Consider the following 25,549-nt stretch of genomic DNA (forward strand, 5'->3'; position numbering starts at 1 on the left):
GAAGCCGATGTCGATTACTGCCGAGCGCAAGGAAGCGCTGATCAAGGAACATGCCCGCGCCGAAGGCGACACCGGTTCGCCGGAAGTCCAGGTTGCGATCCTCTCGGAGCGCATTTCGAACCTGACCGAGCATTTCAAGGGTCACCACAAGGATAACCACAGCCGTCGCGGCCTGCTGATGCTGGTCAACAAGCGCCGTTCGCTGCTGGACTATCTGAAGAAAAAGGATGGGGCGCGGTACACCGACCTCATCGCCAAGCTGGGCCTGCGCAAGTAAGGCTGCTAAAGAAGGAACGGCCCCAGTCGGGGCCGTTTCCGATTCTGACAACATGGCTCCGGGCAATCCGGCACGGCGCCATGATCCGGGGGAACCTCCCCCACACCGTTCGGGCTGAGCGAAGTCGAAGCCACTCCTTCTTTTTGAAGAGGGCGAACGGAGGAGAGATAGGCTCTCCACTCATGGGCCTCCCGGCCCACCAAAGGCCCCGCCCGGCAATAGGGCCAGGCGGGCGAAGGAAAAATCTATGTTCGATGTAAAGAAGGTATCAATCGAGCTGGGCGGCAAAACCCTCACGCTCGAAACCGGCCGCATTGCGCGTCAGGCCGACGCCGCCGTGCTGGCGACCTATGGCGAGACGGTGGTGCTGTGCGCCGTGACCGCCGCCAAGTCGGTGAAGGAAGGGCAGGACTTCTTCCCGCTGACCGTCCACTATCAGGAAAAATATTCGGCCGCCGGTCGCATTCCGGGCGGCTTCTTCAAGCGTGAGCGCGGCGCGACGGAAAAGGAAACGCTGGTTTCCCGCCTGATCGACCGCCCGATCCGTCCGCTGTTCCCCGAAGGTTTCTATAACGAAATCAACGTCATCGCCCAGGTGCTGAGCTTCGACGGCGAAAGCGAGCCGGATATCGTGGCGATGATCGCCGCCTCGGCCGCGCTGACGCTTTCCGGCGTGCCCTTCCTGGGCCCGATCGGCGCCGCCCGCGTCGGTTACAAGGATGGCGAATATCAGCTCAACCCGTCGCTGGACGAAGTGAAGACCGGCGAACTCGACCTGGTCGTCGCCGCCACCGGCAACGCCGTGATGATGGTCGAATCCGAAGCCAGGGAACTGTCGGAAGACGTCATGCTCGGCGCCGTCCTGTTCGCGCATGAAGCGTCGAAGAAGATCGTCAACGCGATCATCGACCTCGCTGAAAAGGCCGCGAAGGATCCGTGGGACGTCGCCAAGGGCGACGATCTGGAAGATCTGAAGAAGAAGCTCAAGAAGCTGATCGGCAAGGACATCACCGCCGCCTACAAGCTGACCGACAAGTCGGCCCGCTCGAACGCGCTGAACGAAGCCCGCGCCAAGGCGAAGGCCCAGTTCGTCGCCGATGGCCTGGACGCCCAGACCGTCATGGCCGGCATCAAGCTGACCAAGAAGCTGGAAGCGGAAATCGTTCGCGGCGCCATCCTGAAGGACGGCAAGCGCATCGACGGCCGCACCACCACGCAGATCCGTCCGATCGAGGCGATGGTGGGCTTCCTGCCGCGCACCCATGGTTCGGCGCTGTTCACCCGTGGCGAGACGCAGTCGATCTGCACCACCACGCTGGGCACCAAGGACGCCGAGCAGATGATCGACGGCCTGAACGGCGTCTATTATGAAAACTTCATGCTGCACTATAACTTCCCGCCCTATTCGGTCGGTGAAGTCGGCCGCTTCGGCGCGCCGGGCCGTCGCGAAGTCGGCCATGGCAAGCTGGCATGGCGCGCCCTGCACCCGGTCCTGCCCAGCAAGGACGAGTTCCCCTACACCATCCGCGTGCTGAGCGACATCACCGAGTCCAACGGCTCGTCCTCGATGGCGACGGTCTGCGGCGGTTCGCTGTCCATGATGGACGCGGGCGTTCCGCTGAAGCGTCCGGTGTCGGGCATCGCCATGGGCCTGATCCTGGAAGGCAAGAATTTCGCTGTCCTCAGCGACATTCTGGGCGATGAGGATCACCTCGGCGACATGGACTTCAAGGTGGCGGGCACGGAAGCGGGCATCACCACCATGCAGATGGACATCAAGGTCGCCGGCATCACGCAGGAAATCTTCGAAGTCGCGCTGCGCCAGGCGAAGGAAGGCCGCGCCCATATCCTGGGTGAGATGAGCAAGGCCCTGTCCTCGACCCGCACCGAACTGAGCGCTCATGCTCCGCGCATCGAGACGATCCAGATCGACAAGTCGAAGATCCGCGACGTCATCGGCACCGGCGGCAAGGTCATCCGCGAAATCGTCGCGGAAACCGGCGCGAAGGTGGACATCGATGACGAGGGCATCATCAAGATCAGCTCGTCCGACACCGCCCAGATCGAAGCCGCCAAGAAGTGGATTCTCGGCATCGTCGAGGAAGCGGAAGTCGGCAAGGTCTACACCGGCAAGGTCGTCAACATCGTCGATTTCGGTGCGTTCGTGAACTTCATGGGCGGCAAGGACGGTCTCGTCCACGTCTCCGAAATGAAGAATGAGCGCGTCGAAAAGCCGACCGACGTCGTGTCGGAAGGCCAGGAAGTGAAGGTCAAGGTTCTGGAGATCGACCCGCGCGGCAAGGTTCGCCTGTCGATGCGCGTCGTCGATCAGGAAACCGGCGAAGAACTGGAAGACACCCGTCCGCCCCGCGAAGCCCGCGAACCCCGTGGTGATCGCGGAGACCGTGGTGATCGGGGCGACCGTGGCCGTGGCCCGCGTCGTGACGGCGGAGACCGTGGCGGCCGCGGCGGCGATCGCGGCGGCGATCGTGGTCCTCGCCGTGACCGTGGCCCGCGCAGCGAAGGCGGCAAGGGCAATGGGGGCGACGACGACGGCTCCAACGCCGGTCTGCCCGACTTCCTGACCCAGGACTGATCGCGGCCCATAAGCCGAAAGAAAAAAGAAGGGCGTCCGGACCATCCGGGCGCCCTTTTTCTTGGGACCGGCTATTTCCTGATCTCAATCAATTGGCGGACGTGAAAGTTATGCTACTGTAACGACACGGTTGGGGGGATGTATGCGGCACAGGAACGAAAAATTCGTGGAGCGTCTTCCGCTCGCTCTGCGAAGATCGTGGTATGCCTATTTTTTGACGACCTGCCTGTGCCTGGCCGCGCTCGCCATTCGCAGCGCCGCCGAAATAGCCATGCCGATCGGCTATCCTTTCATTTCCTTCTTCCCGGCGGTCATCCTCTCCTCCTTTCTTTTCGGCGTGCGGCCGGGCATCTATGCGGGCCTGCTTTGCGGCCTGCTGTCCTGGTATTTCTTCATCCCGCCGCGCATGGGCTTTCCATTCCACCCCGGCGTCATCCTGGCGCTGAGCTTTTACGGCGCGGTAGTGGCCGTGGACATCGCCCTCATCCATTTCCTGCAAAAGGCCAATTTCAACCTCGCCGTCGAACGCGAACGGAGCCATGTCCTGGCCCAAAATCGCGAACTGCTGTTCCACGAACTGCAACATCGCGTGTCCAACAATCTTCAGGTCGTGGCCGCCATGCTCTCGCTCCAGCGGCGCCATGTCGACCATGATCTCGCCCGCCGCGCCCTGGACGAGGCCTCGGCCCGGCTGGCGCTGGTCGGCCGCATCAGCCGCGCCCTCTACAATCCGTCGGGGGAGGGGCAGAATATCCGCGCCTTCCTGTCGACCCTGACCGCCGACGTGCTGGAGGCCAACGGTCGCGAAGACATCGCCCTCACCATCGACGCGCCCGAAGGCCTGATCCTCAAACCCGATATCGCCGTGCCGTTCGCGCTGATCGTGACGGAGGCGGTCAGCAACGCCATCGAACATGGCCTGCCGCACAGGGGCGGCAGCATCCATATCCATCTGGACGTGACGGACGGCGCGATCACCCTGAATGTCACCGACGACGGCAAGGGGTTGTCGGCCGATTTCGACCCCGGCTTCCACCAGAGCCTGGGCCTCAGGATTTCCAATGCGCTGGCGGGTCAGTTGAACGGCCGCTTCTCGCTCCAGCCCTCCGCGCAGGGCGGCACGATCGCCCGGCTCGACCTGCCCGTCCATGCATAGTGACCCATCCCACCATTCTGCCGCTTGGCGAGGCGCATTCCCTCGGCTATGACCCGGCCATGCTGACGAAAACCATGACGCGCATCGGCGCGGCCACTGCACCGCTTTTGCTTGCTGCCCTGCTCTCAGGTTGCGCGACGTCGAAGAACAAGGCCGACACCCAATATGTCGCCCGCGACGTGTCCACGCTCTACAATGCGGGCAAATACCGGCTGGATCGCGGGCAGTACAAGCTCGCCGCCGCCCTGTTCGATGAGGTGGAGCGCCAGCATCCCTATTCGCCCTGGGCGCGCCGGGCACAGCTCATGTCCGCCTTCAGCTATTATATGAACAAGGATTATCCGGAATCGATCGGCGCGGCGCAGCGCTTCCTGTCGATTCACACGGGTAACAAGGACGCGCCCTACGCTTATTATCTGATCGCGCTCTGCTATTATGAACAGATCGCCGACGTCACCCGCGACCAGAAGGTCACGCAACAGGCTCTGGACGCGCTGGGCGAACTGATCCGCCGCTATCCCGACACGCGCTACGCCGCCGATGCCCGGCTGAAGCTCGACCTCGTCAACGATCATCTGGCGGGCAAGGAGATGGAGATCGGCCGTTTCTACCAGCGCCGCGGCCAGTGGCTTGCCGCCACGCTGCGTTTCCGCACGGTGATCGACAAATATCAGACGACCACGCACACCCCCGAAGCGCTGGAACGTCTGGTGGAATCCTATCTCTCGCTCGGCATCCCCGCCGAAGCGCAGAAGGCCGCCGCCGTGCTGGGCCGCAACTATCCCGGTTCGGAATGGTATGAGCGCAGCCACAAGCTGATGCGCGAACATGGCGGCAAGGTCTGATCCAAAAACATCTCCCTCCCTGCCAGGGAGGGGCTAGGGGTGGGTCGCGAGCGAAGCGAGCGTCCGGCCTCCCCGTTGCCAATCGCCGCTGGCGTGACGCATCCACCCCTGCCCTGGATAGACAGCGCCCGGTGCTGACCAATCTCTCCATCCGCAATGTCGTGCTGATCGAGGCGCTGGACCTGGATTTCGGGTCCGGCCTGGGCGTGCTGACCGGTGAGACGGGGGCGGGCAAGTCGATCCTGCTCGATTCGCTCGGCCTCGCGCTCGGCGCCCGCGCCGACAGCGGCCTCGTCCGCAATGGGGAGGCGCAGGCCAGCGTCACCGCGACCTTCGACACGCCCCGCGCCGATCACCGCGCCATCGACCTGCTGGCCGAAAACGGCATAGACATCGATCCGGGCGAACCGCTCATCATCCGCCGCACCGTGAAAGCCGACGGCGGCAGCCGCGCCTTCGTCAACGATCAGGCCTGCTCCGCCGCCCTGCTGCGCGACCTTGGCAGCGCGCTGGTCGAAATCCACGGCCAACATGACGATCGCGGCCTGCTCAACCCGCGTGGCCATCGCGCCCTGCTCGACGCCTATGGCCGCTGCGACGCGAGCGCCGTCAGCACCGCCCATCACGCATGGCGCGCCGCCGCCGACCGCCTCGCGGAAAGCCGCGCCAGCGTCGAAAGCGCCGCCCGCGACCGCGATTACCTCACCCATGCGGTCGACGAACTCACCCGCTTCGCGCCCGAACCCGGCGAGGAAGCCACGCTGGCCGAAGAGCGCGCCACCATGCAGAAGGGCGCGCGCCTCTCCGACGACCTCCTCGCCGTCACCGAATGCTTCACCGGCTCCGACGGCGGCCTCGCCCAGTTGCGGCAGGCGGCCCGCCGCCTCGACCGCATCGTCAGCGAATATGAACCGCTGGCCGAAGTCCTCGCCGCCCTCGACCGCGCCGTCATCGAAGCCAGCGAAGCCGAAGACCGCCTGGGCGAAGCCGCCGAAGCATTGAGCTTCGACCCCGCCCGCCTCGACGCCATCGAAACCCGCCTGTTCGACCTGCGCGGCCTTGCCCGCAAGCATCAGGTCCAACCCGACGACCTCGCCGCCCTGCGCGACGAAATGGCCGCGAAACTGGCCGCCATAGAGGGCGGGGAAGAACATCTCGCCGCCCTCGAATCCGATGTGAAGGCCAAGGCCGCCGCCTATCGCGAAGCCGCCCAATCCCTCTCCGCCGAACGCAAACAAGCGGCGGGCAAACTCGACGCCGCCGTCGCCGCCGAACTGGCCCCGCTGAAACTGGACGCCGCCCGCTTCCGCACCGTCGTCGCGCCGCAGGACGAAGGCCAGTGGGGCGCCCACGGCATGGACCGGGTGGAATTCGAAATCTCCACCAACCCCGGCGCGCCCTTCGCCCCCTTGGTCAAGATCGCATCGGGCGGCGAACTCTCCCGCTTCATCCTCGCGCTCAAGGTCGCGTTGGCGGAACAGGGTGGCGCGGACACGCTGATCTTCGACGAGATCGACCGGGGCGTGGGGGGTGCCGTAGCCTCCGCCATAGGCGACCGCCTCGCCCGCCTGTCGCAAACCAACCAGATATTGGTCGTCACCCACAGCCCGCAGGTCGCGGCGCGAGGCGCAGGGCATATGCTGATCGCCAAATCCAGCGCCAGCGAAAATGGGGGCACAGTCACCCGCACCGGCGTCCACGCGCTGAGCGACGGCGAACGCCGCGAGGAAATCGCCCGCATGCTCTCCGGCGCGGAAATCACGGCGGAGGCGCGTGCGCAGGCCGAACGCCTGCTGGAAAAGCTATAAAGCAGCTATCCCAAGCTGGATGCCATGTGATCCGTCACCCCGGACCTTTCGACAAGCTCAGGACAGGCTTGATCCGGAGACACGCTCTTCTCCCTTCATCCACGACGCAAGCCACCAGTCGCCCCTATTCTCCTCCCCTCCCTGAAAGGGAGGGGCCGGGGGTGGGTAGTCGAGCGCAGCGAGGCGCGTTACGGCAGGTCATGCGCTGCGTCCCCGAAGCAGCCCGGCCGCAAGCGACCATTTCTTGCCACTCGCTCCAACTGCTAACGCGCTTAAAAGCGGACAGAGACTGATTGCGGGTCGCACAGATCAATTTATGCTCTTCGCATGAAGATCACATATCCCGACCTGCTGCGAGCGTCACTTTGGTTGCTGTTGCTTCCCGCAATGCTCATAGCCGTGGGGGCGTTTGTTACCGGCATTACCTTCGGCTTTGCGTTATGGAAGTCGCATAATCCGTGGCCGACCATTCTATGGCTCGGACTTTTGGCCTTGCCCGCAATCATCTTATCAACCCTCAAACTATCGCGGGAATCGCATTCAGCACTGATCTGGGGTTTTCTTGGGTGCTGGGGTTTTTTTGGTATCTACATATGGTCGATTGTGCATTGAGCAGCCAGCGGCTAGCGACCATTTTTTGCCATTAGAGCAGCGGATTGGACAACCCGAAACCCGCCATTTTATCCGGAGACCGGCCCGAGCATTACCACTCGCGCCACTCGTCTATCTCTTCCACGAGGACCTTCTGCCGCGCCACATGAGCCATCTCTTCGAGCATGGCACATATGTCCTCGCGTTCCTCGGTCTCGATGACGCCACCGGCCTTCTCGTCCGCTTCGTTGAACCAGATGACTACATTCTTCAGGACGGCCCGGACATCCGTTCTGCGAGGCTTGGGGCCAAGCTCTTTGAGGGCATCGCAAGCATTGCGGATCACAGAGCGAGCGGCATTGGTGAACTCTTCCGGTGGGAATGGTGGCGATGAAGACCATCTCTCGAAAGGAGTTTCCGATTGAAGCTGCTCCCATGTGAGTTTGCTCAACCGGGTGTGATATCGCTCCTCTTTGGCCGCCCGCTCGGCTTCATTCTTGGCGTTCTTTTTCTCGACCTCGATGACGACATCTTCCCGGTCATTCGACCAGCGCCACTCACCTTCTGCGGCGTGATTGGCAGCGAACAATGTCGAAGTGCGTGATCCGGGAGCGTGGCGCACAATCGCATCAAAAAACGATCGCTCCACGCGAGATACAGGCTGCGTCCCGACGAATTTGAACTCGTCCAAATCGCTCACTGGTTTCCACCTCTCGCGGACTACGCCGAAAACGGCGGGCCTCCCCATGTGAGCGAAACGATGTTCGTTAATTATAGATGTGGTTCGAACTTCCGGAAAAGTCGGCGGTTCAAACCAAATGCCGTCCAGAACGGCAACGGCGACATAATTATCATTGATTCCGAGGATTTTGATCGCAGCAAATCGGCCGGTCGCAGAAGGTGAGAACTCCGTATAAGGCCGTGTTTTAAAGGAGTAGACTTGTCCAGCTTCAATTGAGATAGGTGGCGTGCTCACTACTGCGCTAGGATCGGTCAGTTTGCTCCCAAACACCCGTTTCAAAAGCCCGTTCATCTATCCCCCTAAACTGTTGAGACTTAGATAATAGATAACGGCGGCTTTTCACGATCAAAAGCCTAAAAGCAGTCAGTCGGCTACCCACCCATAACCCCCGCCACCATCCCCATACCCCCGCCACCCCAGAATATCCGCTACCCGTGCGCAAAGCCCAACGCTAAAGACAGGCGCATGACCGACCCCACGCCGATGACCGAAGCCGAAGCCGCCAACCGCCTGATGCGCCTGGCCCGTGAAATTGCGCGCCACAACCGCCTCTATCACGATCAGGACCAACCGGAGATCACCGACGCCGCCTATGACGCGCTGATCCGCGAGAATAACGCGCTGGAGGCGGCCTTCCCGCACCTCATCCGCAGCGATTCCCCCAATGCGCAAGTCGGCGCCGCCCCCACCTCGGCCCTCAAGAAGGTCCAGCACGCCGTCCGCATGATGAGCCTCGACAACGGCTTCGCGGATGAGGACATCGCCGAATTCATCGCCCGCGTCCGCCGCTTCCTCGCGCTCCCCGAAGACGCGCCCGTCGCCCTGACCGCGGAACCGAAGATCGACGGCCTGTCCTGCTCGCTCCGCTATGAAAGGGGCGAACTGGTCCTCGCCGCCACCCGCGGCGACGGCATGACGGGCGAGGACGTCACCGCCAATGTCCGCACCATAGCCGACATACCGCAGCGCCTGACTGGCGAAGCCATACCCGACCTGTTCGAGGTCCGGGGCGAAGTTTATATGGCCAAGGCCGATTTCGTCGCCCTCAACGAGCGGCTGGCCGCCGAAGCGGACGACCCGGAAAAGGCCCGCCAGTTCGCCAACCCCCGCAACGCCGCCGCCGGTTCGCTGCGTCAGAAGGACGCCGCCGTCACCGCCAGCCGTCCGCTGCGCTTCCTCGCCCATGGCTGGGGGCAGGTCAGCGCCGTCCCCGCGCAAACCCAGCTCGGCGTCATGCAGGCGATTGCAGGCTGGGGCCTGCCCGTTTCCGACCGCCTCACCTGCGTCGACACGCTGGAGGCGCTGATCGCCCATTATCGCGCCATAGAGGCCGCCCGCGCCGAACTGCCCTTCGACATTGACGGCGTGGTCTACAAGGTCGACCGGCTCGACTGGCAACATCGCCTCGGCTTCATCGCCAAGGCCCCGCGATGGGCCATCGCCCATAAATTCCCCGCCGAACGGGCGCAAACCACGCTGGAGGCCATCGACATCCAGGTCGGCCGGACCGGCAAGCTGACGCCCGTCGGCCGCCTGACCCCCGTCACCGTCGGCGGCGTCGTCGTCTCCAACGTGACGCTGCACAATGCCGATGAGATCGCCCGGCTGGGCGTGCGCCCCGGCGACCGCATCGTCGTCCAGCGCGCAGGCGACGTCATCCCGCAGGTGGTCGACAACCTCACCCGCGACGCCGCGCGCGATCCCTTCACCTTCCCCGACCATTGCCCCGTCTGCCATTCGGAAGCGGTGCGCGAGGAGGGAGAGGTGGACATTCGCTGCACCGGCGGCCTCATCTGCGCCGCCCAGCGTTTCGAACGGCTGCGCCATTTCGTCAGCCGCGTCGCGCTCGATATCGAGGGGCTGGGCGAGAAGAGCATAGAGGAATTTCTCGACCTCGGCTGGATCGCGGAACCCGCCGACATATTCCGCCTGAAGGCGCACCGTCCGGACCTGCTGGGCCGGGAGGGCTGGAAGGAAAAATCGGTCGACAACCTCCTCGCCGCGATAGAGGCGAAGCGCCGCCCTGATGCCGCCCGGCTGCTCTTCGGCCTGGGCATCCGCCATATCGGCGCGGTCACGGCCCGCGACCTGCTGAAACGCTATGCGCGGCTGGAGGCCATCCACGCGCTCGCCCTGGAGATCATCGCCCTGCGCGACGCCGCCGAACCTGCGGAGGGGGAGGAGGAAGGCCGCTTCCGCAACCGCCTGGACAAGGCGATCGCCGAACATATCGGGGTGGAGAATGTGGGGGCGGCGGTCGGCCATGCGCTGGCCGATTTCTTCCACGAACCGCATAATGTGGAGGTCTGGCACGACCTGCTGAGCGAAGTCTCTCCGCCCGACTATGTGGTCGAAACCACCGCCAGCGCGGTCACCGGCAAGACCGTCGTCTTCACCGGCAAGCTGGAAACCATGAGCCGCGACGAGGCCAAGGCGCAGGCGGAACGGCTGGGCGCGAAGGCTGCCGGTTCGGTCAGCGCGAAGACCGACCTGGTGGTCGCCGGCCCCGGCGCGGGTTCGAAACTGAAGCAGGCCGCCGCGCTCGGCATCGAAGTGATCGACGAGGCCGCCTGGGCGGAGATCGTGAAAGCGGCGGGATGACGTATCGGGATGCGCCCGCTTTCCGGCGCCAATCCCGGTAAATTCAGTTCCCGACCTTCGCCTGCGCAAAGGCGACGAGCGACCCGAACGTCTCGAAAGTGTCGCCGTCGATATCGTCATCCTCGATCAGGATGCCGAAACGGTCCTCCATTTCGGTGAGCAGGCCCGCGACCGCCATGGAATCCAGTTCCGGCAAAGCCCCGAACAGCGGCGTGTCCGAATCGAAGGCGTCGACCCGATCCTGGGACAAGGCCAGCACGTCGCGCAGCAAGGCGCGCATCATCGTTTCGATATTCATTGCCCGGTCGACCGGTTGTACATTGTCCGCCCGCATAATGGGCGCTTACCTAGTCGTTCCGATGCTAACCTACAAGCGCGGAAATGGCCGCCCGCGCGGCTGGCAACCAGATGGAGGCGCGCCGGGGATTGAAGAAGTCCAGCCGGTACAGCGTCTCGCGCTGCTCCATCCAGTCCGTCTTGTAGCCATTGTCGCCCGTGCCATAGTCGATCGTGGCGACATGATCGCGCTCGACGGCATGGCGGAACATGGCGTGGCTCAGCAGGCTTCCGGGCGAAGCGCCGTCGAACGCCTGATCATGGGCCAGCTTGTGGATCAGCGCCGTGCCATTCTCGACCGTCCATAGCTGGGTCGCGACGGGCTGATCCTCCAGCCTCGCGAAACCCAGCCGAAGCGTCCCCGCATCGCTTTCCCGAACCGCAAGGGCGTGGAGGAAGGACAGGTTCGCTTCGGGCTGCTTCCAGCTTCGGCCATGGACGGCGACATAATCGCGCCACAGCGCATCGGTCAGCCGGTCCGCGATGCTCAGCGTGAAGCGGCTGGCGCGGCCCTTCCGGGCGATCAGCGTGCGCAGCCGCCCCGGCCTCTGCGCCCAATATTCCTCGAAAGTCCGGCCGCCCAGATGCAGCATATGGCGCCCGCCCATCGGCCGCCGCACGCTGAACCATCCGGCCCGGCGGAAGGCGTCCAGCAACAGCCCGGACGCCTCCGTCACCGGATAAAGGTCTATCTGCGCGCTGTCCTTCAGCAGATGCTGGGCGACGACTTCGACCAACCGGCGGCGGACCGTCATGTCCGGCGGCCCCAGAAAGACCGGCCCCCAGTCGAAACTATACCAGTTGGCCAACGCGCTCAGCCGCCCCGATTTGGGCGAAAGGAGGAAAAGCCATGCCTGATGCTCGCCCTCCAACGCCTGGAAGATGCGAATTTCGGTAGAGGCGAAGCAATGGGCATGAAGCGATTCGAACCAGTCGATCCGGTCGAACAGCGATGGCGTGGCGGCGCGGTCGAGCGCATCGCCCAGCGCTTGGCGCGCCGCCACGATGCTGCGATATTCCCTTGCGACCAGCAAACCATTATCTCCCCGGCGACGTCGCCTGAAATTTAGGAAAAAAGTCTGGAGATGGAGTTAAGCGATTCCCCCCTGCCGACGGTGGACGATGGCACGCCTCTACTGCCCATCGATCACCTGCTGCTGCGCGGTGATCCGGCCCGGGCCGCGCTGGACGGGCGGTCGGGCACGCAAAGCTATGCCGAACTGGAGAGGACGCTGGGACGGCTGGCCGCCTGGCTGGCGGGATTCGGACTGGAAAAGGACGCGCGAGTCGCAAGCTGGATCGCAAAGGGGCCGGTGGCGGCGCTGATGCCGCTCGCCGCGCCGCGTGCGGGGCTGGTCCATGTGCCGGTCAATCCGCTGCTCAAACATGCCCAGGTCGCGCATATATTGGCCGATAGCGGCGCGTCCCTGCTGATCGGCACGGCGAGTCGGCTGGCCACTTTGGACCCGGCCGACGTGCCGGAAGGATGCCGCCTCCATCGGGAGGATGACGCGGCGGGCGCGATGAGCGGCGGGGAGGCGCTGGGGCCTTCCCATGCCGCACCGGACGATCTGGCAGCGATCCTCTACACCAGCGGATCGACCGGACGGCCCAAGGGCGTGATGCTCAGCCACGCCAATCTGTGGCTGGGCGCGGTGGCGGTGGCGGATTATCTGAAGCTGACCGCGCAGGACCGGACGCTGTGCGTGCTGCCCTTCAGCTTCGATTATGGGCAGAATCAGTTGCTTTCCACCTGGTTCGCCGGGGGCTGCGTCTATCCGCTCGACTATCTGACGCCCCGCGACGTGGTGAAGTCGGTGGACCGGCGCGACATCACGACGCTGGCAGGCGTGCCGCCGCTCTGGGTGCAACTCACCGAACTGGACTGGCCGCCGGAGGTCGCGGCGAAGCTCAAGCGCCTCACCAACAGCGGCGGGGCGCTGACCCGGCCCCTGGTGGCGAAATTGCGCGCGCTTTTCCCGCAGGCGGACCTCTATCCCATGTACGGCCTGACGGAGGCCTTCCGCTCCACCTATCTGCCGCCCGCGCTGGTGGAGAGCCACCCCGACAGCATGGGATCGGCCATTCCCCATGCGGAGATATTGGTGGTGCGCCCCGACGGCAGCCTGACCGATCAGGATGAGCCGGGCGAACTGGTGCATTGCGGGCCGCTGGTGGCGCAGGGCTATTGGCGGGACGAAGCGCGCACGGCGGAGCGGTTCAGGCCCGCGCCCAAAGCGTCCCGCTATGGCGGCATGGCGGTATGGTCGGGCGACACGGTGCGGCGCGATGCGGAAGGCTTGCTCACCTTCGTCGGCCGCGACGACGCGATGATCAAGTCCGCGGGCAACCGCATCAGCCCGACCGAGATCGAGGAAGCCGCCGTAGCCATCGATGGCGTGGCGGAGGCGGTGGCGCTGGGCGTGAAGGACGACCGGTTGGGGCAGGCGGTCCTGCTGCTCTTGCGCGCCGCCTCGCCTGGGGTAAAGGCCGATGTAGAGGCGCGGCTCAAGGTCGACCTGCCCAATTTCATGCAACCGCGAGAGATCGTCATGCTGCCCGAATTCCCCCGCAATCCCAATGGCAAGATCGACCGGGTGGCGCTTTCGAAGGACTATGCCGCATGAAGCCGATGGGACCGATCCCGCCCTTTTTCGAGGGCGAGGAGGGCATGTTGCTGATCGGCGGCAGCGGCGCGGCCAGCCTGGTCGACGAAGCGGGCGACACGCCGCTGTTCGTCTATGACATGGGGATCGTGGAGGGTCAGGTGCGCGCCTTCCGCGACGCCATGCCGTCCATATTGTCGCTCCATTATGCGGTGAAGGCCAATCCCCATGCGCCCCTGCTGGAACGGATGGGCAAGCTGGTCGACGGGTTCGACGTGGCGTCGGGCGGGGAACTGACGCGGGCGCTGGCAGCGGGGATGGACGCCGCGCATGTCAGCTTCGCCGGGCCGGGAAAGCGGAACGATGAACTGATCGCCGCCATAGACAGCGGCGCGACGATCAATCTGGAATCGGAAGGCGAGGCGCGCCGGGCCGTCGCGATTGGCGAGCAGCGCGGCAGGACGCCGAAGCTGGCGGTGCGGGTGAACCCGGATTTCGACCTGAAAGGGTCCGGCATGCGCATGGGCGGCGGCGCCAAGCCGTTCGGCGTGGATGCGGATCGGGCGGCGGATCTGGCGCGCTGGGTGATCGATGCCGGGGCGGACTGGCGGGGATGGCATATTTTCGCGGGCAGCCAGGCGCTGGGCGCGGAGGCGCTGATCGAGACGCAGGCGGCGACCATCGGCCTTGCAACCCGCCTGTCGGACGCGGTGGGGCAGGCGCCGCCGCTGGTCAATCTGGGCGGGGGCTTTGGCATTCCCTATTTTCCGGGCGACGAGCGGCTGGATATCCGGCCCATCGGCGAAGCACTGGGCGCGCTGCTGGATTCGCGGGCGGACATCCTGCGGGACAGCGGTTTCGCCATGGAACTGGGCCGCTGGCTGGTGGGCGAAGCCGGGGTCTATCTGACCCGCATCATCGATGTGAAGAAAAGCCAGGGCGAAACCTTCGTCGTGGTCGACGGCGGCTTGCACCATCAACTCGCGGCCAGCGGCAATTTCGGCACGGTGGTCCGGCGCAACTATCCCATCGCCGTCGCCAACCGGTTCGGGGAAGCGCCCGCCGACGAAGCCGTGACGGTCGTGGGTTGCCTTTGCACCCCGATTGACCGGCTGGGGGACAAGGTCGCGCTGCCCCCGGTGGAGGCGGGCGACCTGATCGCGATCTTCCTGGCGGGGGCCTATGGCGCATCGGCCAGCCCCGCCGCTTTTCTTGGTCATCCCAGTCCTTTGGAACTTTTACTTGACTGATTTGCCAATAACTTAACTCCTAACGGTATCTTTACCCTTTGCGGGCAAGAAGGCGGTCAAAGCCCCGTGCCCGACGGTCCGCCTTGTTCCCTGGCGGCCCCTTGCGCGCGGCAAGCAAGCAAGAGGTGAAGATCATGCGTTTCCTGTCGGTTTCCCGGGCGTTGATCGGCGTATCGCTGCCTGCCGTGGCCCTTTCCGGCTGCGCTTCCGGCGGCAGTGCGCCGAAATTGCCGCCAGCCTCCTTCGTTTCCACGCAGGAGGGGCCGGGCGAGGAATATGTGATCGGCCCGCTGGACGACCTCACCATCTTCGTATGGCGCAATCCCGATCTGGGGGCGAAGGTCCAGGTGCGGCCCGACGGGCGCATCACCACGCCGCTGATTTCGGACATGGCGGCTGTCGGCAAGACGCCCAGGCAACTGGCCGACGATCTGAAGATCGCGCTATCCAAATATATCGAAAATCCGCTGGTGTCGGTGATCGTCAACAATTTCTCCGGCACGTTCAGCCAGCAGGTGCGGATCGTCGGCGCGACGGAAAAGCCCGCATCGATCCCCTATCGCGCCAACATGACGCTGCTGGACGCGATGATCTCCGTCGGCGGCCTCAGCGAATATGCGGCGGGCAACAAGGCGCGGCTGGTCCGCTTCAACCGCGAAACCGCCAAGCAGCAGGAATATCGGCTCCGCATCGGCGATCTGCTGAAGCGCGGCGACAGCAAGGCGAACGTCATGCTGGCGCCCGGCGACGTGATCATCATCCCCGAAAGCATGTTCTGACATGGCGGCGCTGGTCGACGAACTGCTGGTCCTCCTGCATGGCATCTGGCTCCGCCGCTGGCTGGCGCTGGCCGTCGCCTGGGGCGTGTGCCTGGCGGGGTGGCTGGGCATCGCGCTCATCCCCAACAGCTATGAATCCAAGGCGCGGGTCTATGTGAACACCCAGTCCATGCTGGAGGACAAGGTGGGCATCACCCAGGTCCAGTCGCAGCAGGATCTGGACCGGGTGCGCCAGACGCTGGCCAGCACCGCCAATCTGGAACGGGTGGTCAAGGAAACCGACCTCAGCCGGACCGTCGACGGCCCCCGCGACCTGGCGGCGAAGATCACCAAGCTGCGCGAGGGCATCGCCGTCGTCGCGCAACTGGACCCCAGCATGATCGACATCAGCGCGACATGGGCAGACTCCGGCCTGTCGGACGGTGCCAATGCGCGGATTTCGCAGCAGATCGTGCAGAAGCTGGTCGACATCTTCCAGGAAACCAACCTGTCCTCCGACAAGGTGGAGACGAAACAGAGCCTCGCCTTCCTCGATCAGCAACTGGAGGCGCGGGGCAGGCAGCTTGCCGTCGCCGAACAGCGCCGCGTCGAATTCGAACAGCGCTATGCCGGGATGTTGCCGGGCGCGGGGTCCATCGGCCAGCGCATGGATGCGGCCCGGTCGGAAATCAATTCGATCGATTCGCAACTGGTGCAGGCGCAAAGCGCGCTGGCGGCGATGAACGGACAATTGGCGGGCACGCCGCAGACCCTGCCGGGCGTGGGCGCTTCGGGTGGACCCTCCGCACTCTCGCAGGCGCAGGCGGACCTTGCCTCCATGCGGGCGCGGGGCTTCACCGGCAGCCATCCGGACGTGATCGCGGCCCAGCGGCAGGTCGACCTGCTGCGCGGGCAGGGCGGCGGCGGCGCGGGCAGCACGCCCAATCCGGCCTATCTTTCGATCCGCTCGATGCAGGCGGAGCGCGCCGCGACGGTGCAGGGGCTTTCCGCCCGCAAGGCGCAGTTGCAGGCTGATTTGAACGCCATGGCATCCCGCCAGACGGACGAGCCGGGCCTCGCCGCCGAGCAGGAGCGGCTCGACCGCGACTATCAGGTGCTCAAGACCCAATATGACAAGATGCTGGCCGACCGGGAGGAAATCCGCCTGCGCGGCGACGTGAAGTCGGAAACCGGTTCGGTCCAGTTCCGCATCGTCAATCCGCCCAATCTGCCGACGGTGCCCGATGCGCCCAACCGGCCGCTGCTGCTTTTCGGCGTGCTGGTCCTGGGGATCGGCGCGGGTGTCGGCACGGCCTTTGCCATGGCGCAGTTGAAGGGCGGCTTCCCCAATGCGGCGCGGCTGGAAAAGGCGCTGGGCGTGCCGGTGATCGGATCGATCAGCCAGACCGTCAATGCCGTGCAGATCGCGGTGGAAAAGCAGCGGATGAAATGGTTCGCGGGGGCAAGCGGCGGACTGGCGGCGCTGTGCCTGCTGCTGGTCGTCATCGAATTCGTCCAGCGCGGGCTGGCCTGAAGAGGACGGGAAATGAACGAGCATAAATCCCTTTCGGGCGGATCGCTGATCGAGCGGGCGACGCAAATCTACGATTTCAACGCGGCCCTGCGCGGGCGCGCCGCGCCCGCGGTCGAGGTGCCGGAGGATGCGCCCGTCGTGCAGGCCGCCCAGCCTGCGCCGATCGCCGCCGACGCGCCGGAACCGGGCTATCGCGCCCCGGACTGGACCGGCCCGGTGCAGCCCATCGACCGCATCGCGCTGGTCGAGGCGGGCTATCTGCTCCCCGACGGCCCCGTCACCGCGATGAGCGAGGAATTCCGTCTGCTGAAGCGCGATCTGCTCGCCGAACTGGTGGGCAATGGACGCGGCAACCGGGTGCTGATCTGCTCCGCCCATAGCGGGGAGGGCAAGAGCTTTTGCGCGATCAACCTGGCGCTCAGCCTGGCGGCGGAGAAGGATCGGGAAATCCTGCTGGTCGACGCCGATTTCGGCAAGCCCGGCATTCCGGAGGCTCTGGGGCTGACCGCCGAATCTGGCCAGATGTTGGGCCTGATGGATGCGCTGGCCGATCCCGCCATCGCCATAGAAGATTGCGTCCTGCGCACGGACATCCCCTCGCTCTCCATCCTTCCGGCGGGGCAGCGCAGCAACAACGACACCGAATATCTCGCGTCGGCGCGCACGGAAATGCTTCTCGACCGCCTGACCGAAGGCCGCCCCGACCGCATCATCCTGTTCGATTCGCCACCCCTGCTGGCGGCTTCCGCGGCAGCGGTGCTGGCGGGCCATGCCGCTGTCGCCCTGCTGGTGGTGCGGGCCGACCGCACGGGCGAAAGCGCCCTGCGCGACGCCGCCAGCCTGCTCAAGGGCGCGTCCAAGGTGAAGCTGCTGATCAACGGCGTGAATTTCGCCCAAAACGCGCGCCGTTTCGGCAGCTATTATGCTCAGGAGCCTATGGGCTGATGATCTCTCGCCTCGCCCTCCTTCTCGCAGGCATCGCCCTGGCCTCGCCCGCCCTCGCGCAGGATGAACGGCGCAAGGTCAATGTCACCCCCTATCTTGGCATCGATCAGGTCGTGGTCGCGCCGATCAAGGGCGGCGGCGACGTGCTGACCTATACCAACGTCACGGCGGGCGTGACGGCCAGCGTGCAGACGCGCCGTTTCGAGGCAGCCGCCGACCTGCAATATGCGCACAGCTTCGGCTGGGGCGGCGACCTCAGCGATCAGGACATCATCAGCGGCATCGTCAGCGGCCGATATGGCCTGGCGCGCGGCCTGACGCTGAATGCGGGCGGCCTCGCGACCCGTGTGCGGACGGACGGTTTTTCCGGCGCTTCGGTGCGCAATGACGGTTACAGCAGCCAGGTCTATGCCGGCTATGTCGGCCCGTCCTACACGACGCGGCTGGGCGATCTCGACATCGGCGCCTCCTATCGGCTCGGCTATGCGCGGGTGGAGGACGACATAAATGTCGACTTCCCCGGCGCGCCGCTGGGTAATGGATTCGCGGAGTCGACCACCCATGACCTGATGGGTTCGGTGGGCGTCGGGCCGGGCGTCTGGATGCCGCTCGGCCTAGTCGCCAGCGCGGGCTACAGCCGGGAAGATGCAAGCCAGCTCGACCAGCGTTTCGAGGACAAATGGGCGCGGCTCGACGCCACCCTGCCGGTCTCGCCCACGCTCGCCCTGATCGGCGGCGTCGGATATGAGAAAATCGAGATCAGCCAACGCTCTCCCTTGTTAGATTCCAATGGCTTACCGGTGATTTCCTCCAGCGGCCGCTATGTCACCGACAACGCTTCACCTCGCCAACTCATTTATGATTTCGATGACATCATCTGGGATGTCGGCGTGCTCTGGCGACCGAGCCGCCGAACATCGCTGACGGCGCGGGTGGGCGAACGCTATGGCGGCATGACCTATTCGGGCACCTTCATCTGGCAGGGGCGGAATAAGTCCTTCTCCCTGGTGGTGTTCGACGGGATCGACAGCTTTGGGCGGGTCATCACTTCCGACGTGGCGGCCCTTTCGGGCAGCGACCTCAATATCATCCGCAATCCCTTCACTGGCGATTTCACCGGCTGCGTTTCCTCGACCACCGGGGGCGGACAATGTTTCAACGACGCGCTGGCGGGCGTTACCGGCGTCAATTTCCGCTATCGCGGCGTAGCGGCGCAGTTCGCGGCGGAGCGCGGGCCGTGGGGCATGGGGATCGGCCTTGGCTATTCGCAGCGCAAATTCGTCACGCCCTCCGGCGACACGGTGCTGGTGCGCGGGACCAGGGACCAGAACTGGTACGGCAACGCCTCGCTCACCTATCGGGTCGACAGCCAGTCGAGCATCGATACGGCGGTCTACGCCAATTATTTCGACGCCAGCGGCAATCGCCTGGACGTGCTGAACCTGGGCGCTTTTACCAGCTATTACCGCCTCGTCACCCGCAATTTGCAGGCGTCGGCTTCGGTCGGCGTCGACAGCGCCAAGGCGGACAATCTGGACGCCGTCATCAACGCCATGGGCCAGCTTGGCCTGCGCTATACATTTTAAGCCAATGCCCGATCGGGTGGAGAGATAGATATGTACGATCAGTTCTACGGATTGCAGGGACGCCCGTTCCAGCTAACGCCGGACCCGCATTTCTATTTCGAGAGCGCAACCCATCGCAAGGCGCTGTCCTACCTCGGCTATGGCCTGGCGCAGGGGGAAGGCTTCATCGTCATCACCGGCGACATCGGCGCGGGGAAGACGACGCTGGTCGGGCATTTGATGAACAGCATCGACCCTTCGCGGCTGACGGCGGTGAAGATCGTGTCGACCCAGGTGGAGGGCGACGACATGCTGCGCCTCGCCGCGCAAAGCTTCGGCCTTGCGGTCGACGGCATGCCCAAGGCGCAGATTTTGAAGCAGATCGAAGCCTATCTCCATGCGCAGGCGCGCGCAGGCAAGCGGTCGCTGCTGATCGTGGACGAGGCGCAGAATCTGCCCATCTCGGCCATTGAGGAATTGCGGATGCTCTCCAACTTCCAGTTGGGCGGGCAGTCGCTGTTGCAGATTTTCCTGCTGGGCCAGCCGGAATTTCGCGACCTGTTGAAATCGCCGGAACTGGAGCAGCTTCGCCAGCGCGTGATCGCCACCCATCATCTGGACCCGATGATGCGGCGGGAGGTCGAACCCTATATCCTGCATCGCCTGTCGCTGGTCGGCTGGCAGGGCGATCCGCAGTTCACGCCGGAGGCCTTCGCCGCCATCTACGCCGCGACCGGCGGCGTGCCGCGCCGGATCAACGTGCTGGTCAGCCGCGTGCTGCTGCTGGGCGCGCTGGACCAGCTTTCGGTGATCGATGCAGAGGTTGTCTATGCGGTCGTCAACGACATGGGCGCGGACGCCGATGTGACGCCGGAACCGATGGCGCATAGCGTGCTGGATGAAGCCGAGGAACTGGTCGAGACGCCCGAGGTCGCGCCGGTTGCGGTCGATCCGGCTGTACCGGATGAAGTTGCCGCGCTGCGGGCGGAGGTCGATACGCTTCGCTCTGCACGGACCGAGCCAGCGATCGACCTGCTGGACGAAATCGCTTCGCTGCGGGCGGAAATCGACATGTTGCGGGCGGAAAACGACTTTGCCCGCGCCGTGCCGACTGTCGATCCCGAAGCGCTCAAGGACTGCTTCACCCTGATCGAGGAGCGGCTTTCGACCCTGGAATTCCGCGTGACCGAACAGGACACGGCGCTGCGCCGGGTGCTGACCCTGCTGGTCGAATGGGTCGAGCGGGAAGAGCGGATGGGTGACGCGCCGCACAGCGCCGCTGCGTGATCCATGCTCAACGCCCTATCCGTTGACGTCGAGGACTGGTTCCAGGTCGGCGCGTTCGAGCGCACGATCCGGCGCGAGGATTGGGCGGGGCTGACCCATCGCGTCGAACGCAACACCGATGCGGTGCTGGCGCTTTTCGATGAGGCCGGGGTCAAGGCAACCTTTTTCACGCTAGGCTGGGTGGCGGAGCGCTATCCGGCGCTGATGCGGCGCATCGTCGAGGCGGGGCATGAGGTCGCCAGCCACGGCTATGACCATCGGCGGATATTCACCTTCGACGGAGCGCAGTTCCGGGCCGACTTGCGCCGCTCGCGCGCGATATTGGAGGATGCGACCGGGCAGGCCGTGACCGGCTATCGCGCGCCGAGCTTCTCCATCGACCGGCGCGTTCCCTGGGCGCATGAGGTGCTGGCCGAGGAAGGCTATGCCTATAGCAGCAGCGTCGCACCGATCCGGCACGATCATTATGGCTGGCCGGAAAGCCCGCGCTTCGCATGGAAGCCGGTGGCGGGGGCGCCTCTGGTCGAGTTGCCGGTGACGACGGCGAAGCTGGCGGGGCGAACGCTGGCGGCGGGGGGAGGCGGCTTTTTCCGGCTGCTGCCCTATGGCTTTTCGCGCTGGGCCATCCGGCAGGTCAATAGGCGCGACCGGCGGCCCGCGATCATCTATTTCCATCCATGGGAGATCGATCCGGACCAGCCGCGTGTGGAGGATGCGCCACGACGTTCGCGCTTTCGCCATTACACCAATCTTTCCGGCATGGCGGGCAAGCTGCGCCGCCTGACGCGGGATTTCGCCTGGACGCGGGTGGATGTCCTTGCCGCGCAGGAAGCGGAGCGGGCGAGGTGATGGCCGGGGAGATATTGGTCAAGTCGCTCGATCTGGCCGATCCGGCGCAGCGGTCGGCGGCGGATGCGTTCGTGATGGCGCATCCGGAGGGCACGCCCTTTCATCGTCCGGCTTGGCTGCGGGGCGTCGAGCGGGGGACGGGCAATCGGGCGCATATGCTGGCCGCAATCGCGCCGTCGGGGCAGATCGTCGGGCTGTTGCCGCTGCATCACATCAAGAGCGCCCTGTTCGGGCAGGCTTTGGTGTCGTCGGGTTTCGCCGTCGATGGCGGGATTCTCGCGAGCGATCCGGCAGTCGTTGGCGCGCTGGCCGTGGCTTGCGAGGGCATGGTGCGGGATGGCCGCATCGGTTCTGCGGAATTGCGCGGCGGGCCGGTGCCGGGTGAGGGCTGGGCATTGCATGAGGGCAGTCATCTCGGCTTCGCGCGACCGATTGCGGATGATGATGAGGCGGAACTGCTGGCCGTGCCGCGCAAGCATCGCGCCGAACTGCGCAAGGCCTTGTCGAACCCGGACCTGCGCGTCGAGATCGGGCGGGAGGCGCGGCATCTGAAGGCGCATTATCGCGTCTATTCGGAAAGCGTGCGTAATCTCGGTACGCCGGTCTTTCCGGCGCGGTTGTTTCGCGAAGCGCTGACGGCTTTTGGCGAGGATGCCGACATTCTGGTCGTTCATGAGGGCGAGCGGCCGGTTTCAGCAGTGCTGACCCTCTATCATCGGGGGCGGGTGCTGCCCTTCTGGGGTGGCGGGACCGCGGATGCGCGGCGTCTGCGATCCAATGAACTCATGTATTACCGGTTGATGAGCCATGGCCGGGCGCGGGGCATGAACGTCTTCGATTTCGGGCGGTCCAAGACGGGCAGCGGTCAGGCGGCCTGGAAGAAGAGCTTCGGCTTCGATCCTGTGCCGCTTTCCTATCATAGCTGGTCTGCGACCGGCGAACGGCGCGACATCAATCCCAACAGCGCGCAATATCAACGGCGGATCGACCTTTGGAAGAAACTGCCCTTGCCAGTCGCGAACCTTGTCGGCCCTTTCATCGCGCGGGGGTTGGGGTGACGGGGGAAATTCTCTTTCTCTGCCATCGCATTCCCTTTCCGCCGGATCGGGGGGACAAGATCCGCTCCTATCATCTGCTGGAGCGGATGGCGCAGATCGCGCCGGTCCATGTCGGCTGCTTCGCAGATGATACGCGGGACATGGGGTTCGCGCCCGACATGGCGAAGCTGACCGCCAGCCAGTATGTGCTGATGCGGGACCGTTCGCGCATGGTGGCGGGCCTGAAGGGTCTGGCGACGGGGCAGTCGCTGCTGGTGTCGCTGTTCGATCATCCGGGGCTGCATCGCTGGGTGGCGAAGCTGCTGGCGGAGCGGCCCATCAAGGCAGTCGTCACTTATTCGGCGCAGATGGCGCATTTCGTGCCGGTGCTGCCCGAAGGGGTGCGCTTCGTCATGGATTTCGTGGATTTCGATTCTGCCAAATATGCCGCTTATGGTGCGCAAGGGTCCGGCCCGATGGCCTGGATCAACCGGCGCGAGGGGCGCGTATTGCTCGATTTCGAGCGGAAGGTGGCGGAACGCGCCGATCTTTGCGCTTTCGTGAGCGAGGCGGAGGCGGCCCTGTTCCGGCAGGCCAGCGGGCTTGGCGCGGATCGCATCGTCGGGATCGATAATGGCGTGGCGCTGGATTATTTCGATCCGGTGGCGGATTTTCCTTCGGTGGAGCGCGGGAATGGGCCGCTGCTCGTCTTCACCGGGCAGATGGACTACCGCCCCAATGTAGAGGCGGTGGAGAGCTTCGCCCACGAAACCCTGCCCGCCGTTCGCGCCCAATGCCCGGAGGCGGTTTTCGCGATTGTGGGCCGCAATCCGTCTCAATCGGTTCGGGCGCTGGCGGCGCTTCCCGGTGTGATCGTGACCGGGGCCGTGCCCGATGTACGCGGCTGGCTGGCGTCGGCGGATGTGGTGGTGGCGCCGCTGCGGATTGCGCGGGGCATCCAGAACAAGGTGCTGGAGGCGATGGCGATGGCGCGGCCCGTCGTCGCGTCGCCGCAAGCCGCCGAAGGGATCGACGCTCAGGATGAGGAGCATCTGCTGATTGCCGCCGATCCGGCGCAGGAAGCGGAGAAGATCGTCGCCTTGCTGTCGGACAAGGACCATGCCGAACGTCTCGGTCGGGCGGCGCGGGCGCGGATGGAGGAGCGCTATCGCTGGTCCGCCACGCTGGCCAGGTTGCCGGACATGCTGTTCGGATCGTCACCTGCCGATATGAGGGCAGCATGACCGAGCGCGTCTTGTCCATGAAGCCGGGGGTCGAGCTTGCTGGCTGGCGCGGTCATCTGACGGCGCTCGCGATCATCGCCTTCACCATATTGGCGCTGTTTTATCGCGATATGCTGGGCATGATGGCGATCTGGTGGAACGCTTCCACCTACGGCCATTGCCTGTTCATTCCCATCCTGGTCGCATGGCTGGTGCAGCAGCGCCTGCCAGGCCTTCGCCGGTTGGAGCCGACCGCCTGGGCGCCGGGGCTGATCTGGCTGGGGCTAGGGGCCTTTGCCTGGTTGCTTGGCGCGGCGGCAGGGGTGGCCGTGGTTCGCCACGGCGCGCTGATCCTGATGTTGCAGGGTTCGGTGATCGCATTGCTCGGTCCGGCCGTGTCGCGTGCCTTGCTGTTTCCGCTGTTCTACGCCTTCTTCATGGTGCCCTTCGGTGAGGAGATCGTCGCGCCCCTGCAATTGGTGACGGCGCATATCAGCATGGTCCTGCTCCATGTGACCGGCATTCCCGCGCAGATGCAGGGCATCTTCATCACCACGCCCAATGGCTATTTCGAGGTGGCGGAGGCCTGTTCCGGCGCCAAGTTCGTGATCGCCATGTCGGCTTATGGCCTGCTGGTCTGCAATGTCTGCTTCACCAGTTGGAAACGGCGGATCGTCTTCATGGTTGGAGCCTTGTCGCTGTCCATCCTGGCGAACGGCGTGCGGGCCTTCGCAACGATCTTCGTCGCTGAAATGACGACCATCGATGCGGCGGCGGGTTTCGATCATGTCGTCTATGGCTGGGTCTTCTTTGCCGTCGTCATGACGCTGGTGATGGCCGCAGCCTGGCCCTTTTTCGACCGCAAGCCTGGCGATCCCTGGTTCGATCCGGAACGGCTGCGGGCCAGGGGCGGTTCGGGCACAGGCCTGATAGCGGGCGGCGCGGTGGCGATCGTCGTCGCGGCGCCGCTTTGGCTGGCGGCCAGCGCCGCAGCGGGAGAGCCTCTGCGGGGAGCGCCCGCCATGCCGCGGGTGAAGGGCTGGGCGTCGAGCGATGAAGGCCCGCTCCATCCATGGCGGCCGCGCTTCGACGGCGCCGATTATCGGGTCATGGCGCGGTATCGCAACGCAGCGGGGCAGGTCGTCGACCTCGCCATCGCCACCTTCGACCGGCAGGATGAAGGCCGCGAGCTGGTGGGCTTCGCACAGGGCGCCGCCGACCCCGACGGCGACTGGACATGGTCGCAGCCGGCTCCTGCACCGGCTGACGCGCGGGGCGAGCAGATCACCGGTCCGGGTCGCGTGGTGCGCCATGTGGTGAGCTTCTATGTCGTTGGAACGGCGCGTCCGACCGGCAGCGGCCATCTGGTCAAGCTGGAGACGATGAAGGCCCGGTTGTTGGGTGGCGACCAGCGCGCCGCCGCCATCCTCGTCTCGGCGGAAGAAGGGGAAGGACGGGCGTCCGACGCCGCCATCCGCGCCTTTCTCCACGATCTGGGCGATGTGAAGGATTTGGCTGACCGCAGCCTCAGAACCCGCTAAAG

Annotated in this window: 21 protein-coding genes; 18 read left to right on the plus strand and 3 right to left on the minus strand. The window is 65.0% G+C overall.

The annotated features are described in order from the left end of the window. Window positions 1–7 precede the first annotated feature (7 nt). The 6 genes from rpsO (at window position 8) to NUH86_RS02790 (ending at window position 7,294) form a co-directional block, all read left to right on the plus strand. Window positions 8–277, plus strand: coding sequence for a 30S ribosomal protein S15 (gene rpsO, locus NUH86_RS02765; RefSeq protein ID WP_022681215.1), 270 nt, complete (start codon window positions 8–10; stop codon window positions 275–277). Between the two features lie 247 nt (window positions 278–524). Continuing rightward, complete coding sequence (gene pnp, locus NUH86_RS02770; protein WP_267251164.1) at window positions 525–2,873, plus strand: polyribonucleotide nucleotidyltransferase; 2,349 nt, start codon at window positions 525–527, stop codon at window positions 2,871–2,873. A 142-nt stretch (window positions 2,874–3,015) separates the two neighbouring features. Then, the gene (locus NUH86_RS02775; protein ID WP_267251165.1) at window positions 3,016–4,029 is read left to right on the plus strand and encodes a sensor histidine kinase; all 1,014 of its coding nucleotides are present in this window, start codon (window positions 3,016–3,018) and stop codon (window positions 4,027–4,029) included. 59 nt (window positions 4,030–4,088) lie between these two features. Then, a complete protein-coding gene (locus NUH86_RS02780) occupies window positions 4,089–4,874 on the plus strand; it encodes an outer membrane protein assembly factor BamD (RefSeq protein WP_267252013.1) in 786 nt (261 codons plus the stop codon). Between the two features lie 131 nt (window positions 4,875–5,005). After that, window positions 5,006–6,682 carry a DNA repair protein RecN gene (recN, locus tag NUH86_RS02785; protein WP_267251166.1) on the plus strand — a complete coding sequence of 559 codons (1,677 nt, stop codon included), beginning with the start codon at window positions 5,006–5,008 and terminating at the stop codon, window positions 6,680–6,682. 327 nt (window positions 6,683–7,009) lie between these two features. After that, window positions 7,010–7,294 carry a hypothetical protein gene (locus NUH86_RS02790; protein WP_267251167.1) on the plus strand — a complete coding sequence of 95 codons (285 nt, stop codon included), beginning with the start codon at window positions 7,010–7,012 and terminating at the stop codon, window positions 7,292–7,294. A 91-nt stretch (window positions 7,295–7,385) separates the two neighbouring features. On the opposite strand, the gene NUH86_RS02795 is transcribed toward NUH86_RS02790, so the two are convergent. Continuing rightward, entirely contained in the window at window positions 7,386–8,306 is a 921-nt protein-coding gene (locus tag NUH86_RS02795; RefSeq protein ID WP_267251168.1) for a hypothetical protein, read from the minus strand. A 174-nt stretch (window positions 8,307–8,480) separates the two neighbouring features. Between NUH86_RS02795 and ligA the strand changes: the two genes are divergently transcribed. Then, window positions 8,481–10,616, plus strand: a complete 2,136-nt coding sequence (ligA, locus tag NUH86_RS02800; protein WP_267251169.1) for an NAD-dependent DNA ligase LigA — start codon at window positions 8,481–8,483, stop codon at window positions 10,614–10,616. Window positions 10,617–10,659: 43 nt separating this feature from the next. On the opposite strand, the gene NUH86_RS02805 is transcribed toward ligA, so the two are convergent. Both NUH86_RS02805 and NUH86_RS02810 read right to left on the minus strand, forming a co-directional pair. Next, on the minus strand, window positions 10,660–10,950 hold the full coding sequence (locus NUH86_RS02805) for an acyl carrier protein (protein ID WP_267251170.1): 291 nt from the start codon (window positions 10,948–10,950) through the stop codon (window positions 10,660–10,662). Window positions 10,951–10,978: 28 nt separating this feature from the next. Then, a complete protein-coding gene (locus tag NUH86_RS02810; RefSeq protein ID WP_267251171.1) occupies window positions 10,979–11,986 on the minus strand; it encodes a GNAT family N-acetyltransferase in 1,008 nt (335 codons plus the stop codon). 51 nt (window positions 11,987–12,037) lie between these two features. Between NUH86_RS02810 and NUH86_RS02815 the strand changes: the two genes are divergently transcribed. The 11 genes from NUH86_RS02815 (at window position 12,038) to xrtA (ending at window position 25,547) form a co-directional block, all read left to right on the plus strand. Beyond that, entirely contained in the window at window positions 12,038–13,579 is a 1,542-nt protein-coding gene (locus tag NUH86_RS02815) for an acyl-CoA ligase (AMP-forming), exosortase A system-associated (protein WP_267251172.1), read from the plus strand. After that, window positions 13,576–14,808, plus strand: a complete 1,233-nt coding sequence (locus NUH86_RS02820) for a pyridoxal-dependent decarboxylase, exosortase A system-associated (protein ID WP_267251173.1) — start codon at window positions 13,576–13,578, stop codon at window positions 14,806–14,808. The genes NUH86_RS02815 and NUH86_RS02820 overlap by 4 nt, the downstream gene beginning before the upstream one ends. Window positions 14,809–14,942: 134 nt before the next feature. Continuing rightward, entirely contained in the window at window positions 14,943–15,587 is a 645-nt protein-coding gene (locus NUH86_RS02825) for an XrtA/PEP-CTERM system exopolysaccharide export protein (protein WP_267251174.1), read from the plus strand. A gap of 1 nt (window position 15,588) precedes the next feature. After that, window positions 15,589–17,100 (plus strand): XrtA system polysaccharide chain length determinant, encoded by a 1,512-nt coding sequence (locus NUH86_RS02830; RefSeq protein ID WP_267251175.1) that lies wholly within the window; start codon window positions 15,589–15,591, stop codon window positions 17,098–17,100. Between the two features lie 12 nt (window positions 17,101–17,112). Continuing rightward, window positions 17,113–18,045, plus strand: a complete 933-nt coding sequence (locus NUH86_RS02835) for an AAA family ATPase (RefSeq protein ID WP_267251176.1) — start codon at window positions 17,113–17,115, stop codon at window positions 18,043–18,045. Further along, the gene (locus NUH86_RS02840; RefSeq protein ID WP_267251177.1) at window positions 18,045–19,631 is read left to right on the plus strand and encodes a hypothetical protein; all 1,587 of its coding nucleotides are present in this window, start codon (window positions 18,045–18,047) and stop codon (window positions 19,629–19,631) included. Before NUH86_RS02835 ends, NUH86_RS02840 begins: the two co-directional genes overlap by 1 nt. A gap of 30 nt (window positions 19,632–19,661) precedes the next feature. Beyond that, window positions 19,662–20,897 carry an XrtA/PEP-CTERM system-associated ATPase gene (locus NUH86_RS02845; protein WP_267251178.1) on the plus strand — a complete coding sequence of 412 codons (1,236 nt, stop codon included), beginning with the start codon at window positions 19,662–19,664 and terminating at the stop codon, window positions 20,895–20,897. Between the two features lie 3 nt (window positions 20,898–20,900). Beyond that, the gene (locus NUH86_RS02850; protein WP_267251179.1) at window positions 20,901–21,746 is read left to right on the plus strand and encodes an XrtA system polysaccharide deacetylase; all 846 of its coding nucleotides are present in this window, start codon (window positions 20,901–20,903) and stop codon (window positions 21,744–21,746) included. Continuing rightward, window positions 21,743–22,804 carry a FemAB family XrtA/PEP-CTERM system-associated protein gene (locus tag NUH86_RS02855; protein ID WP_267251180.1) on the plus strand — a complete coding sequence of 354 codons (1,062 nt, stop codon included), beginning with the start codon at window positions 21,743–21,745 and terminating at the stop codon, window positions 22,802–22,804. Before NUH86_RS02850 ends, NUH86_RS02855 begins: the two co-directional genes overlap by 4 nt. Then, on the plus strand, window positions 22,801–24,027 hold the full coding sequence (locus tag NUH86_RS02860) for a TIGR03087 family PEP-CTERM/XrtA system glycosyltransferase (RefSeq protein WP_267251181.1): 1,227 nt from the start codon (window positions 22,801–22,803) through the stop codon (window positions 24,025–24,027). Before NUH86_RS02855 ends, NUH86_RS02860 begins: the two co-directional genes overlap by 4 nt. Next, entirely contained in the window at window positions 24,024–25,547 is a 1,524-nt protein-coding gene (xrtA, locus tag NUH86_RS02865; protein ID WP_267251182.1) for an exosortase A, read from the plus strand. Before NUH86_RS02860 ends, xrtA begins: the two co-directional genes overlap by 4 nt. Window positions 25,548–25,549: the final 2 nt, after the last annotated feature.

The organism is Sphingobium sp. JS3065 (genome assembly GCF_026427355.1).
In the GTDB taxonomy this organism is placed as follows: domain Bacteria; phylum Pseudomonadota; class Alphaproteobacteria; order Sphingomonadales; family Sphingomonadaceae; genus Sphingobium.

What these genes read in the sequence shown, in the direction of transcription:
- NUH86_RS02775 (WP_267251165.1), top strand. Translation starts at nt 3,016, where the DNA reads ATGCGGCACAGGAACGAAAAATTCGTGGAGCGTCTTCCGCTCGCTCTG.
- NUH86_RS02850 (WP_267251179.1), top strand. Translation starts at nt 20,901, where the DNA reads ATGCTCAACGCCCTATCCGTTGACGTCGAGGACTGGTTCCAGGTCGGC.
- NUH86_RS02845 (WP_267251178.1), top strand. Translation starts at nt 19,662, where the DNA reads ATGTACGATCAGTTCTACGGATTGCAGGGACGCCCGTTCCAGCTAACG.
- pnp (WP_267251164.1), top strand. Translation starts at nt 525, where the DNA reads ATGTTCGATGTAAAGAAGGTATCAATCGAGCTGGGCGGCAAAACCCTC.
- NUH86_RS02780 (WP_267252013.1), top strand. Translation starts at nt 4,089, where the DNA reads ATGCTGACGAAAACCATGACGCGCATCGGCGCGGCCACTGCACCGCTT.
- rpsO (WP_022681215.1), top strand. Translation starts at nt 8, where the DNA reads ATGTCGATTACTGCCGAGCGCAAGGAAGCGCTGATCAAGGAACATGCC.
- NUH86_RS02820 (WP_267251173.1), top strand. Translation starts at nt 13,576, where the DNA reads ATGAAGCCGATGGGACCGATCCCGCCCTTTTTCGAGGGCGAGGAGGGC.
- xrtA (WP_267251182.1), top strand. Translation starts at nt 24,024, where the DNA reads ATGACCGAGCGCGTCTTGTCCATGAAGCCGGGGGTCGAGCTTGCTGGC.
- NUH86_RS02840 (WP_267251177.1), top strand. Translation starts at nt 18,045, where the DNA reads ATGATCTCTCGCCTCGCCCTCCTTCTCGCAGGCATCGCCCTGGCCTCG.
- NUH86_RS02795 (WP_267251168.1), bottom strand. Translation starts at nt 8,306, where the DNA reads ATGAACGGGCTTTTGAAACGGGTGTTTGGGAGCAAACTGACCGATCCT.
- NUH86_RS02825 (WP_267251174.1), top strand. Translation starts at nt 14,943, where the DNA reads ATGCGTTTCCTGTCGGTTTCCCGGGCGTTGATCGGCGTATCGCTGCCT.
- NUH86_RS02835 (WP_267251176.1), top strand. Translation starts at nt 17,113, where the DNA reads ATGAACGAGCATAAATCCCTTTCGGGCGGATCGCTGATCGAGCGGGCG.
- NUH86_RS02790 (WP_267251167.1), top strand. Translation starts at nt 7,010, where the DNA reads ATGAAGATCACATATCCCGACCTGCTGCGAGCGTCACTTTGGTTGCTG.
- ligA (WP_267251169.1), top strand. Translation starts at nt 8,481, where the DNA reads ATGACCGACCCCACGCCGATGACCGAAGCCGAAGCCGCCAACCGCCTG.
- NUH86_RS02805 (WP_267251170.1), bottom strand. Translation starts at nt 10,950, where the DNA reads ATGCGGGCGGACAATGTACAACCGGTCGACCGGGCAATGAATATCGAA.
- NUH86_RS02830 (WP_267251175.1), top strand. Translation starts at nt 15,589, where the DNA reads ATGGCGGCGCTGGTCGACGAACTGCTGGTCCTCCTGCATGGCATCTGG.
- NUH86_RS02815 (WP_267251172.1), top strand. Translation starts at nt 12,038, where the DNA reads ATGGAGTTAAGCGATTCCCCCCTGCCGACGGTGGACGATGGCACGCCT.